The 12742-nt window shown below is 44.6% G+C and carries 11 protein-coding genes; 1 reads left to right on the plus strand and 10 read right to left on the minus strand.

The window, feature by feature from the left end:
* Positions 1–106: 106 nt before the first annotated feature.
* Positions 107–1447: a hypothetical protein gene (locus tag ACE1CM_RS23885; protein ID WP_374881025.1), complete on the plus strand. Its 1341-nt coding sequence runs from the start codon at positions 107–109 to the stop codon at positions 1445–1447.
* A gap of 169 nt (positions 1448–1616) precedes the next feature.
* Here the strand turns inward: ACE1CM_RS23885 and ACE1CM_RS23890 are convergent, their stop codons facing one another.
* From ACE1CM_RS23890 to urtB, 10 genes are all read right to left on the minus strand, one after another.
* A complete protein-coding gene (locus tag ACE1CM_RS23890) occupies positions 1617–2255 on the minus strand; it encodes a Uma2 family endonuclease (RefSeq protein WP_374881027.1) in 639 nt (212 codons plus the stop codon).
* A gap of 108 nt (positions 2256–2363) precedes the next feature.
* The gene (locus ACE1CM_RS23895; protein ID WP_374881029.1) at positions 2364–4526 is read right to left on the minus strand and encodes an ATP-binding protein; all 2163 of its coding nucleotides are present in this window, start codon (positions 4524–4526) and stop codon (positions 2364–2366) included.
* A 424-nt stretch (positions 4527–4950) separates the two neighbouring features.
* The gene (gene urtE / locus ACE1CM_RS23900; protein ID WP_374881235.1) at positions 4951–5652 is read right to left on the minus strand and encodes an urea ABC transporter ATP-binding subunit UrtE; all 702 of its coding nucleotides are present in this window, start codon (positions 5650–5652) and stop codon (positions 4951–4953) included.
* A gap of 237 nt (positions 5653–5889) precedes the next feature.
* Positions 5890–6696, minus strand: a complete 807-nt coding sequence (locus tag ACE1CM_RS23905; protein WP_374881031.1) for a M48 family metallopeptidase — start codon at positions 6694–6696, stop codon at positions 5890–5892.
* 4 nt (positions 6697–6700) lie between these two features.
* On the minus strand, positions 6701–7396 hold the full coding sequence (locus ACE1CM_RS23910) for a TIGR00266 family protein (RefSeq protein ID WP_374881033.1): 696 nt from the start codon (positions 7394–7396) through the stop codon (positions 6701–6703).
* A 55-nt stretch (positions 7397–7451) separates the two neighbouring features.
* Positions 7452–8129 (minus strand): TIGR00266 family protein, encoded by a 678-nt coding sequence (locus ACE1CM_RS23915; protein ID WP_374881035.1) that lies wholly within the window; start codon positions 8127–8129, stop codon positions 7452–7454.
* A 54-nt stretch (positions 8130–8183) separates the two neighbouring features.
* Positions 8184–8849, minus strand: a complete 666-nt coding sequence (locus tag ACE1CM_RS23920; RefSeq protein WP_374881037.1) for a TIGR00266 family protein — start codon at positions 8847–8849, stop codon at positions 8184–8186.
* A gap of 388 nt (positions 8850–9237) precedes the next feature.
* A complete protein-coding gene (urtD, locus tag ACE1CM_RS23925; RefSeq protein WP_374881039.1) occupies positions 9238–9987 on the minus strand; it encodes an urea ABC transporter ATP-binding protein UrtD in 750 nt (249 codons plus the stop codon).
* A gap of 58 nt (positions 9988–10045) precedes the next feature.
* Entirely contained in the window at positions 10046–11338 is a 1293-nt protein-coding gene (urtC, locus tag ACE1CM_RS23930; RefSeq protein WP_374881041.1) for an urea ABC transporter permease subunit UrtC, read from the minus strand.
* Positions 11339–11517: 179 nt separating this feature from the next.
* Positions 11518–12675, minus strand: a complete 1158-nt coding sequence (urtB, locus tag ACE1CM_RS23935; RefSeq protein WP_374881043.1) for an urea ABC transporter permease subunit UrtB — start codon at positions 12673–12675, stop codon at positions 11518–11520.
* Positions 12676–12742 lie beyond the last annotated feature (67 nt).

The raw sequence follows: 12742 nt of genomic DNA on the forward strand, positions 1-12742 counted from the left end.
CTAATCTTGAGAAGCTTATTCGTTACGTCCAGAGTCAGGAACATCCGGAATAAAGCAGTTGCTGCGCTTTTATCTTGGGCTTCGCTTACCCCACCCAAATTTCATTATGGGTGGGGACTGCGCTCAGCATTTTTTGTTCAAGTTCGTCGTTACCAACACCGGCAACGTTGCTCTGACTTCTATCAGCTTGTCGGATAGCGATTTCGACCTCAACGGTGCTGCGGCGGGGACGGCAATCAGCATTCCTTCGTTAGCAGTGGGTGGCACTTATGAAACCATCTTCACTGGTGCCACTTGGCAAGCAGGTCAGCACACCAATACAGCCACCGCCACCAGCACTTATACTGACGGCGTTGGTAACACCAAGAACCTCAGCGATAGCGATGATGCCAACTACTTCGGTGCTAACCCGAAGATTGCCATCAATAAGGTAACCGTTTACGGCAGTACCAAAGGCGACGGACTGAGTATCGTCGCAGGCAGTTCTATCAGTTGGGAATACACAGTCACCAATACGGGCAACGTGGGCATTTCCAACCTCAGCGTCAGCGATAATATCTCAGGGGTGACACCTGTTTACCAAAGTGGCGACGCCAACAACAACAGTACCCTGGATGTGGGAGAAAACTGGCTCTACAAGGCAACGGGAACAGCGATCGCGGGGAACTACAACAACATCGGTACCGCAAATGGTTCGTTTAATGGAACGCCTGTAAATGCCACCGACCCCAGTTCCTACACCGGCTTCCCTGGTCCCGGCGTCAGGACACCAGGATTCTGGGTTAACACGACTTGGCAAGACTTCTGGGATGGTGATGTTAGCGTACCCAGTCAAGCGGGTCAGCTTTACTTCCCCAAAGCTGATATTCTCCTGTACAAAAACGGCGATCCGAATCAGCAACTACCAAACAATGGACTGGTGACCGATCCGGTGACTGGAACGTCGAGCCGGGGCCTTCTCATCGGTGACTATAACCGGGATGGAATTACAAATAGTGGTGAAAATACCATCTTCTACAACCTGACTGAGGCACGGGCGATTCTGGGCGCATCGAACCAAACAATACAGCAAGATTCTCGCTATATACTCGATCGCGCCCTCGTTGCCGCATGGCTCAACTTCCTCGCCGGAAACCCAGCGGATACGGTTGATATGAACAAGGGAGTCAGCTGGCTCCAGGTATTGACCCCCGATGAAAATGGCGACCTTAAAGGCGACGGATACTTGAGAGGTTTGGGCAGCGCAACCTTGGACGGGCGCAGTCCTGCAATTGCATCTAGCTCTACCTACTGGAACTCTGGTATTACCAGTCTCAGTGGCGCTCCCAGTCCCTATAACCTCAACACTGGCGTTCCCTTGCCCATCGATGCTGGCAACTCGATCAAAAATGCGCTGGATCTCTATAACAACACGGGAGCTGGTATTGCGGCAGCACCGCCTGTCTGATACCAGGTTGCACTACCGATACAACCGGACATGATATGAGTAGTAGCACGGCATCAAAAGGGTGTGCTGCTAACCGAAAGATTTTAGAACGCCGTGCTACTACAATCAAAGGCTGTGCTGCTAACCGAAAGATTTTAGAACGCCGTGACCCTACAATCAAATGTATTGCTCAAACCCCTTCTCCAAAGGCAATAATCTGCTCAACTGCGATCGCTAAATCAGGGAAGAATTGAGATTTAATTCTGTCACTACCCGTGAAGCTTTCAAACTCATATTCCCGCTCAACCAAAATACTGGGAGAAGAAACTAATTTTCCCACTGAAATAGTTGGTTCTTGAATTTTAGGATTCTTGCGTTTGGGATATCGGGCAATGGTGAAAAGTGGATCGATAATCCACAATTCACTCACCCCAAACGCGGCATACCACAGGGGTTTATTGCGATAGTCTTCCTCCCAGTTTGTACTCACAATTTCAATGACGACGCTGGGAGGTTCTTTCAACACTGCTTCTGGTTGCGTCTGCCGATTCCAGGATTCCCGATTTATGGCAATTAGATCCGGTTTGCGGGTATCTCTTTTTCCAAGTTGCATCACCGGCTTGGGGTGGATGAGCAACCCCAGCTTGCTACGGCGACTTTCCAAGGTCAACTCTACCATGAGTCCCGATCTCAAATTCTCGTGTTCCCCGGAAGGTTCGGAAATCGGCGTTATTACTCCATTAATTAGCTCGTATTCTTGTCCTTCCGGCAAGTCAAGTGTTAAAAATTCTTCGACGGTATAGGTATGGAATTGAATAGTTGAAACCATCACGAAGCCCTCAGAAGGGGATACCTTATTTTAGCGTTTCCCGTTGCATCGAAATGACTCCGTATATATTAAATTAGCAATTAGCAATTAGCAATTAGCAATTAGCAATTAGATATTTGCTGCTGCGATCGGCAGTAAAATTGCAAATTCGGTTCCCTGTCCAGGTGCGGAAGTTACATCAATAGTACCCCCGTGATTTTGGGCGATCTGGTAGCAAATAGAAAGTCCCAAACCAGTGCCTTTACCGACTGGCTTAGTGGTGAAAAATGGGTCAAAGATTCTGCCCATATTTTCTTTGGGAATTTCAGCGCCATTATTCCAAATTATCACTTGAATTTGATTTTGATTCACCCTTTGAGTTTTGAACGCAATTTTCGGGGGATTATCCAATGAAAATAGCCCATTGACTAATGACTCGTTTATGGCATCAATTGCATTGATGATGATATTCATAAACACCTGATTCATCTGTCTGGGATAGCACTCAACCAACGGTAAATCGCCGTATTCTTTGATTACCTCAATTTCTGGATATCCGTTGTCTTCGCCTCTTCCCCAGGCTCCGGCTTGGGAACGCAAGCGACTTTGCATCAGCAACGTGCTATCGATTCCATCGTGGATGTTAAACCGCTTCCTACCCGATTCGTCGATTCGAGAAAAGTTCCGCAAAGTTTGGACAATTTGACTGATGCGCGAGGCTCCCGTTTGCATGGAAGCTAAAATTTTAGGCAGGTCTGTGGTGATATAATCGAGTTCTATTGTTTCAATTTGTTGAGTAATTTCAGGGTCTTGATAGCGCTGCTGATAAAGGCGAACCAGTTCAAACAAATCTGTTGTATATTTACTGACGTAAAACAGATTAGCGTAGATAAAATTAACCGGGTTATTGATTTCGTGAGCAATGCCAGCTACCAGTTGACCCAAGGACGACATTTTTTCAGTTTGAACCAATTGGGCTTGAGCTTTTTTGAGGTGGTGTAAAGCTTGGCTCAGTTGTTCTGCTTGGTCGGTTAAGGTGCTATTGAGATACTTTAATTGCTCGGAAGCTTGCTGCAATTGCTGATTTTTATACAACAGTTCTTCAGTTTGTTTCTGCACCCTTTCTTCTAATGTTTGGCGTGCTTGTTCTAACTCTTGGGTGCGTTCTGCAACTAGCTGTTCTAGGTTGTCGATCAGGGTTTTTAAGGCTAATGCCATTTCTTGGTAGGCTTTTGCTAATTGACCGATTTCTCCCCCTGCATTAATGCCGGGAATGGGAGAGATTAGATCGCCAGCAGCGAGGGTTTTGCTGCGTTCGGCTAATTGGTTAATCGGTTCGCCAATTTGTTTGGCTAAAAGGCGCGCGATCGCAACCGATAGTACCAAGGCAAAAACCAGTCCAATCAAAATTGTGCGACCCAGGGTTACTGCTGCTTTCTGGAAATACTCGGACTCAATCTGAATTTTGAGCAGCGCTACCAGCTTGCCAGCAGAATTAAGCGGCGCATAAACTGTATTTAACCCAGACTCCGGTTCGATACGGTATACTGACTCACCTTGTTTAATTGCCGGTAACACCACCGGGATCAAATTATTTTTCTCCCAGGTATCAAAGCTTGTCTTGTCGCTGCTGGAAACCACCGACAAACCGGAGAGGGAAATAATTTTCAACCTGGTAGTCGGTTGGGAAAAACTTAAAAACTTCTGCAACCAAGCATCATCCAATGTTTGACCGATAATTATGTTTCCCGGTGAATTGCCGCTACCATCGCTGCGGAAAATGGGTTCTGTTAGCAGCGCCAACAGTTGGCGATCGCCCAATACTATCAACTCCTGGGTTGCTTTTCCCACCTTGGTTAAAGCCTTAATCCGCTGTTGCACCCCAGTATGTTGCAAAGCTTTTCCCCGTTCTCCCAAGATTTCGCCTTGCACGTTGACCACCCGCACGTTATCCACATCGGTAGAGAAAACCAGCTGGTCGGTTACCTCATCCTTAATCCAAACTCGATTTCCCTGTGCGATTGCATTGTATAGACCTGTCGAGATGGCATAGCTTTTGCCTAAATTTTGCAATCCCTTCTCGGTAGCAGAAGTGTATCCCCGAAACGCCTGCACTTGATCGTCAAGTCGAGTTCTTTCCAACTCGGTCAGCGGTTGATGCATGAAGCGCCAAACCGCTGCCAGCAGGAACAAAACTGGCAGCAAAGATGCTCCAAAAGTAAAGATGAGAATTTTCGGTTGCAACCTTTGCCACCTTCCCCATAGTTTTGATTCAGTCTTTTGAACTGCCACTGGCTATTGGTTTCATCACTCGCTTCAAATAACTACACATAACATGGCGAGTTATCCTGACAATATTTTAACTTTATCTTATTTTATTTTTCTATACTTTATTTATAATTCATTAACTCTTGCATACAATTCCCCCGATTAAATCTGAAAAACCTCAGGTTTTTCAGGTATTTTTGACCTTGCTCTTTGCTGGATTGTTTCTGCAACACAAATATTATTTTGCCACCTAATTATTTTATTAATAAATATTTAATTAATTTTTATTAAATTTGATAAAATTTCATTACCGGAGCTTGACAAACAGTAGGGGCAAGGCAACCGAGGAAATTTTTGCTGGCGACAAAGCTGACTAAGGTTATTGGTAAAACCCGCCCCTACTGCCAATGAATCCAATTACCAATTACCCATGACAAATTACCTGGGATTAGACGGCTAGAAACCTTTGAATTACATCCTGACTGAGTTCGCTGGTGGGACCAGAAGCGACAATACCGCCTTTTTGCATTGCATAGTAGCGATCAGCTTGTCGCACAAAGTGCAGGTGTTGTTCTACCAAGAGAACAGAAATACCTGTAGCTTGAACGATGCGGCGGACGGCGGCTTCGATTTCCAGGATAATTGAGGGTTGAATGCCTTCGGTAGGTTCATCGAGGACGAGTAACCGGGGTTGTCCCATTAAAGCACGAGCGATCGCCAGTTGTTGTTGTTGTCCGCCACTCAAGTCGCCACCCATGCGGGAAAGCATAGTTTTCAACACGGGAAACAGATCAAAAATTTCCTCTGGAATATCCTGATTCATTTTTCTGCCAGTAGGTAAAGCTTCCAAACCTAGCAGCAGATTTTCTTTCACCGTCAAGCGGGGAATAATTTCCCGTCCTTGGGGGACATAACCAATCCCCATTTTTGCGCGTCGATCGGGGGATTTATCGGTGATTGATTCACCCGTCAAACTAATTGTACCCGTGCGGGGTTTAATTAAACCCATAATCGTCTTCAGCAACGTTGTTTTACCTACGCCATTGCGTCCGATGAGACAAACCATTTGTCTTGCTGGTACGCTTAAATCTACATCGCGGAGAATGTGACTTTCGCCGTAGTAGACATTTAAGTCAGAAACTTGCAGCATTAGTGCAGTTGGGGTGTTGGGTTGGGAAGCGATCGCGCTACTCATTACTTTTAATTACGATTGGTTTTGGTGGAACTTTATACATTATTAGCGCAAGTTGCTAGTTATGGAATATTGGTATTACCTCTCTCCCAGCCCCTTTTATTAAGGGGAGAAAATGTCTTTTCAACTCTCTTAAGCCCCCCAAGGCATCGGGGGGTTTGGGGGGATCGGTTTTATAACTAGCAACTAGAGTTGTTAGCGCAGCGCCGGGGGTAGGGGCGATTTCGCTAAAACCGGGTAATTTCTTTGTTTAATTAAACGTTCCAATTGGGCGACGCGCTGAAGCGGTGCGGGATGGGTAGAGAAGAAGGCATAATTTGCACCTCGTGATTGACTTAATCTAGCAAAAAAGTCGGTTGCACCAGCGACGTGATTGTAAGTTGCCTGCAACAAAGTTAAACCAAATTCATCTGCTTGTAGTTCTTGAGATTGGGAAAATTGAGATTGACTGACTGCATTCACAACAGTTGCAGCCGAAGATTGCAGCCAACTCGAATCTCCTATAATATATGCGATCGCGATCTGCCACAACAATTTTTGCATCAAACCCCGCAAATGATCTCGGTGGGCAAAATGTCCTAGTTCGTGTCCCAATACCATCATTATTTCATTTTCTGACTCTGCCTTTGCCACCAAACCGGAATAAATTACAATGGCATTGCCCGGTAATGCCAAAGCATTTACCGTTTGTTCTGGCACGTAGAGTACGCGATAATCTTGCTGTTTTTGGGTTTCGGGCAAGTTAGTTTCTAGACGCTGTAATAGTTGATTTAGCGTATTTTGGGCGGGGGTTGCTGGCGCTAATTTTTCGTAAGCGGGAAGCACAATTTTACCGATTTGTTGTTCTACGCTGGGCGGAATCAGCCAAACTAAACTATTGGCGATGATACCGATCAGCCAGATAATTACCAGAATAGAACCGACAAAGATTCCTAACAGAATCAGCAATTGACGGTTGCTGGGGGGTGGATTGCGATCGCTTGCCTCTAATTGACGCGACATGTTATTAGCTACTGCTTTTAACTGGACGGAAAGGGTTTAAGAAATTAATCAAACTGTAAAGTTCGCGGGACTGCACCCACAAACGTCCTTGACCGCTGAAACGACACACCAAACCTTCACCGCCTAGTATGCCAGTTTTTAGACCTTTAAACGATAAGCCCCCCAACATTTCAACCTTGTAATTTAACGAATCTTCAAAGGCAACAATATAGCCAGTATCTACTATATAATCGCCCGTCACAGGAATTTCTACAATTCCCCCATAGGAACTGAACCAGATATCGCCTTCCCCCGTCGCGCGCAACAAAAATAACGACTCCCCGCTAAAAAAGCCTTTAAAACCTTGAAATTTGGTATCTATTTCTACAGTTGTGCTGGCAGCTACAAATCCCGAAGATTGAATCATCAAAGCATTGCCATTCAGATAATAATGCTGAATATCGCCAGGGACGCCGGGAGAAATATATAATTCTCCCGGTTTGCCTTCAGCGGTAAATTCACTCACAAAAAAAGATTCGCCGCTGACCAGTCTGCCAAGACCTTTCATCAACCCCCCTTTGGCTTTTGATTTCATTTTTATCCAAGGGTCCATAGCTGCCATGGCGCCCGATTCAACTAATACAGTTTGATTTGCCTTTAAATTTAAACGCAGGGATGCATAAGCAGGCGCATGGTCGATTTCGTAGGCAATTTCGCTCATTTTAACCTCCATATTTGTCTAGGTTTGTAGTAGCGCCCAAGCGCCACTACGAAGATTATCTTGGCGGTAACTGAGACCCGACCAAAGAACCAAAAGCACCGGGGTTATGGGTTTGACAAAATACTCGACCTTGTCCTTTAAACCGACAAACCAAACCTTCACCACCTAAAAAAGCACCAATCCAACTATAACCCGGTTTGCTGATGCTAAAGGTTAAGCTTTTTTCAAACGCCACAATATGACCAGTATCTACGATGTATTCGCCATTGACTGGAACTTCATAAATCCCGCCAAAGGAAGTCAGTAAAAGCGAACCATAACCGCTCATTTCTAACCAAAAAATCGATTCGCCGGAAAACAAAGATTTTATCCCTTGAAATCCCACATTAATATCTACACTTGATTCGCTGGCGAGGTAAGAAGTAGCTTGGACAACTAAGCCATTTTCGGTCATTTCATAGAGGAGAATATCACCGATTAATTTAGGAGATAAAAAGATTTCTCCTCCCGCAATTGGAGAGCGAAAAACGCTCAAAAATAGCGACTCTCCCGCCACCAGGCGCTTGAGTCCGCCTAAAATTCCTCCACCTTTGCCGCTGCGTAAAGTGGTACTGGCATTGATGTAACCACTCATGGCAATCATGCTGCCAGCTTCTGCGACTAATTCTTCTTCTGCTTCTAGAATAACGCGAGTGATCGCGCTATCAGGTTGATGTAATATTTCAACTTCCATTGTGACATTTGCGTAACAATTAATAACTCATGCCAAAAACCGAGTTGCTGATGGCTAACGAACTTTGGGACGTAAATATCTCACTAAGCCATCAATACTGCGCGACTGTAAATATATCGTGCCTTCACCGGAAAGTCGATTCACCAATCCTTCCCCAGAAGTCACAGATCCAACTAATCCACCCGCTAACCCCACTTTCATTTTAATTTGAGGTTCGTAGGCGACTAAATGACCAGAATCAACGATAAATTCTCCATTGATGCGTTTTTTGGTCAAACCTCCATAAGCACCAAAAAATACTTTTCCTTCCCCGCTTACTTTGAGCTTAAATAGTCCTTCACCCGATATCCAACTGGCAAATCCTGCCCATTCCACGCCGATTTTGACGCCAGAAGTGTGAGCAATATAAGCACCGGGTTGAAAGCAAAATTCTCCCCCACGGCGCAATTCAACACAAGCAATATCTCCAATCGCAGATTGAGTTAAAACCAATTTTAAAGGTTGCTGGGTTTGATTGCTGAATACATTAACAAATAGGGATTCTCCCCCAAAGAATTTTTTCAGTAAACCGGAAATTATCCCACCAGAAAATCCAGTCCGCATCGACAAACTGGCATCCATACTCGTCATTGCACCCGCTTCCGCTGTAATGCTGTCACCAGGATTGAGGGTGACAAAAATAGCAGCAAAGGCTGGTTTGTAGCGAATTTCGTACTCCACTGCCAGTTCTCCTTGAGGAGGATGCAACTATCTAACTCAAGTTGCTAGTTATAACTTCTGACAGCGGTAATTGCTAATTGCTAATTGCTAATTGCTAATTGCTAATTGGGTTAACAGGCTTTTGCCTTCTTGACAACTACCCATTAGCCATTAGCCATTAGCCATTACCCATTAGCCATTAGCCATTAGCCATTACCCATTACCCATTACCCATTAGCCATTACCCATTAGCCATTAGCCATTACCGCTTGATGCAACTAGCAACTTGCGTTATCTACAAGTTTGGCAGGCAATTTTCCAGTTGTCTGGTTTCTTAAAAAAAATAAACAGGACTTACCTTACTGGCACGTCAAGATTTGTAACGCACCCAAGCTTGTTTCTCGTTCGATCAATTTTCAGTACTAGAACCTAAATAGACTTCAATCACCCGCGGATCGTTTTGTACTTCTTCAATAGTTCCTTCACACAAAACCGATCCTTGGTGCAATACGGTGACTTTGCGGGCAATTTGACGCACGAATTCCATATCGTGTTCGATGACTAAAATCGAATGACTTTCTGCTAAAGCTAGTAACAATTCCCCCACATTATAAGTTTCTTCATCAGTCAGTCCGGCGACTGGTTCATCGACTAATAATAAATCGGGAGACTGGGCGACTAACATACCAATTTCTAAGCGTTGCTTTTCTCCGTGAGACAGCAAAGCAGCTTGAATATCAGCTTTAGCGGCTAAACCAATGGTTTCTAATAAACCTGCTATTTGGTTGCGATCGCTACTAGAACTTTTTCCCAACAAAGTGCTAAAAACATTTTTGTTGCGATTGTAACTCAGTTCCAAATTTTCGCGGGATGATAGATTCAGGTAAATCCGGGGTGTTTGAAACTTGCGACCAATTCCCAACCGGGCGATTTGATGTTCGGAAAGCTTTTTCGTATTTCGCCCTTTAAATAACACTCGTCCTTCCGTTGGTTGTACCTTCCCAGTAATCACATCTAAAAAAGTTGTTTTCCCCGCACCGTTGGGACCAATAACTACCCGCAACTCCCCGACATCCAAACTAAAATTTAGCTGGTTTATCGCCTTAAATCCATCGAAGCTAACCGTGACATTTTCAGTTTCTAATATTTTGGCGTTCATTGGTAATTGGGAATTGGTAATTGGTAATTGCTAATTGCTAATTGCTAATTGGGTAAGATTACAATTCTTCTCGTTCTTGTTGCACTTCGGGGTTTTCTTCTAAACTGGGATAGGTTGATAGTTGTTTGGGTCGTCCTAGAAGACTTCGCATTCTTTCCATCCCTTGTTCTTTCCACCATCCCACGATACCGCCAGGAAGCACTGTTACAACCAATAAAAACAGCGCCCCTTGGAAAAATAGCCAAACTTCGGGAAATTGTTCGCTGAGAATACTCTTCCCAAAGTTTACCACCACGGCTCCTAAAACCGCACCTACTAAACTAGCACGACCTCCCACCGCTACCCAAATTACCATTTCAATTGAAAAAGCAATATCCATTGCTTTGGGTGAAATAATACCCGTTTGCAGCGTAAACATGGCGCCAGCAATACCAGCGAGGGCGGCAGAAATGGCAAAAACCAGAACTTTAAATCCCGTTGGATCGTAACCGGAAAACCTCACCCGACTTTCATCATCTCTAATTGCTATTAGTAGCCTGCCAAAGCGTCCGCTGGTCAGCCACCGACAGAGGGCGTAGCCTCCTCCTAACAATAATACCGTCAAAGCATAAAACAGAAACTGGGTTTGGGTTGCTTTTACCTCTAACCCTAGAAAACTTTTGTAATTCGTTAACCCGTTCGTGCCGTTGAATAACTTTTGCTGCCCGTTAAAGAAATTGAAAAAAACAATCGTCGCCGCCTGGGTTAAAATAGAAAAGTAAACCCCCCGAATCCGATTTCGGAATACCAAATAACCCAAAATTCCTGCCATTAAACCTGGTATAATAAACACAGCAACAGTCGCTAACGGCAAAGAATAAAAAGGCATCCAAAACCAGGGTAATTCCGTGACACCATATAAATTCATGAATTCCGGTAATATACCTGGTGCGAGGTGTGCTAATTGCAGATGCATAGCGATCGCATAACCCCCCAAGGCAAAAAAGATCCCGTGCCCCAAACTCAGGAGTCCAGTATAACCCCAAATTAAATCTATCCCCAAAGCGACGATTGCCAATGCTAAAAATCGACCCAACAAATTGAGACGAAACTCTGAAAGAATCGCGGGCATCACTAAAATTAATACCAAAGCGATCGCCCCCACAATCCCTGCTTCGATGAGTAGCGATCGCTGCTTTTGCGTCAGCCTGCTCCAACCTGATACAGTATTAGCATCATATAGTTCGTGCTTACTCCAATTTTGCCTACCTTTCTGGTGACGTTGGGGATATTGGTAGACTTTCCCTTCCACCCGATTTTCCTCTCCTTCATTCCCCCTTTTTATCGCTCTACCTTTCTCCCCTTTTTCCATTTTTTTACCTCCTAATTAACTCCAAATTTATCTGAAAAAATTACTTTTCTTCCCATACCCCTTCCTACTATTATCTTAAATGATACGTGGAGATCTCTTTCTACTTCTTTCCTCTGCGTTCTCTGCGTCCTCTGTGGTTCATTTTAAAAAATCTGTTGCACCAAATATAATTGCTTCATTTAAGCATCAACAGTACGTCCTTTTTGGGGAAACATACCAGCGGGACGGACTTGCAAAAACGCAATAATTAAAGCAAACACCATCACCTTTGCCATACTCGTTGTAGCAAAAATGGTAAAGAAATCCGCCAGGGGTTTTATCGGTGTTAGCAATAGCGCCAGAGTACCCGAACCGATGAGATAATTAGCAGTACCGATAGCGATCGCCGCCACAATTGTACCGACTAACTTGCCCACCCCGCCAACCACCACCACCATAAACGTATCTACCACATAATTTTGACCCGTATTTGGCCCTACAGAACCGAGTAAACTAATCGCGCATCCCGCCACACCAGCTAATCCCGATCCTAAAGCAAACGTCATCGCATCTACTTTAGCAGTTGGAATCCCCAAACAAGAACTCATACTGCGATTTTGAGTCACCGCGCGAATTCGCAATCCCCAAGCAGATCGCTGTAAAAATAGATATATCCCGACAATACAAATAATCGTCAAACCAATAATAAACAATCGCGCATAGGGCAATTGTATCGTACCGAGGGGCAACCCTCCTCGCAACCATTTAGGTGCAGTGACATCGACATTTTGAGCGCCAAACCAAGGTTTAGTCACCGCTAGTTTATAAGTTTGAGCTAAAAACGAACAGAATGAGATCGCCACCCCCAAAGACAGCGGTAACATTACCGTCACCACCCAATTGCGAATTCGATCGAAATCCGGACGGCGACGCAAAATCCACATCGCCCCAAAAAATAACAAACAAAACAAAACTATGCCAATTATCAGCACCCAGTTCACGCTGCGGACAAACTGCTGCAAAATCAGACTAACGCCCCAAGTTGCCAATAAAGTTTCTAACGGACGTCCATAAAGAAAGCGAATCGCACCCCTTTCTAATATTAATCCCGCCGCCGCCGCCACTATGAAAGCCAAAGGCAAAGCAAAAAAGATATAACTTTCAAACATAGTGCCGCCCAAAGCTTTAAATATATTTTGGACAACAAAAGTAGTATAAGCGCCCAGCATCATCAACTCGCCGTGGGCTAAGTTAATCACGCCCATTAACCCAAACACAATCGCCAATCCCAGCGCCGCAATCAGCAAAACCGCGCCGATACTAAGCCCATTAAATAAAACATCCAACAATACTGCCATTACCCTTCCCCGCTTCACTTGCAGATTGCAGATTGCAGATTTTATATTTTTTCAATCTGCAATCTTA

Source organism: Microseira sp. BLCC-F43 (assembly GCF_041929235.1).
In the GTDB taxonomy this organism is placed as follows: domain Bacteria; phylum Cyanobacteriota; class Cyanobacteriia; order Cyanobacteriales; family Aerosakkonemataceae; genus Microseira.

Bases quoted from the DNA above. Each gene is read 5' to 3' on its own strand.
- ACE1CM_RS23910 (WP_374881033.1), bottom strand. From the start codon at position 7,396: ATGAGCGAAATTGCCTACGAAATCGACCATGCGCCTGCTTATGCATCC.
- urtC (WP_374881041.1), bottom strand. From the start codon at position 11,338: ATGGAAAAAGGGGAGAAAGGTAGAGCGATAAAAAGGGGGAATGAAGGA.
- ACE1CM_RS23905 (WP_374881031.1), bottom strand. From the start codon at position 6,696: ATGTCGCGTCAATTAGAGGCAAGCGATCGCAATCCACCCCCCAGCAAC.
- urtB (WP_374881043.1), bottom strand. From the start codon at position 12,675: ATGGCAGTATTGTTGGATGTTTTATTTAATGGGCTTAGTATCGGCGCG.
- ACE1CM_RS23915 (WP_374881035.1), bottom strand. From the start codon at position 8,129: ATGGAAGTTGAAATATTACATCAACCTGATAGCGCGATCACTCGCGTT.
- urtE (WP_374881235.1), bottom strand. From the start codon at position 5,652: ATGCTGCAAGTTTCTGACTTAAATGTCTACTACGGCGAAAGTCACATT.
- ACE1CM_RS23890 (WP_374881027.1), bottom strand. From the start codon at position 2,255: ATGGTTTCAACTATTCAATTCCATACCTATACCGTCGAAGAATTTTTA.
- ACE1CM_RS23885 (WP_374881025.1), top strand. From the start codon at position 107: ATGGGTGGGGACTGCGCTCAGCATTTTTTGTTCAAGTTCGTCGTTACC.
- urtD (WP_374881039.1), bottom strand. From the start codon at position 9,987: ATGAACGCCAAAATATTAGAAACTGAAAATGTCACGGTTAGCTTCGAT.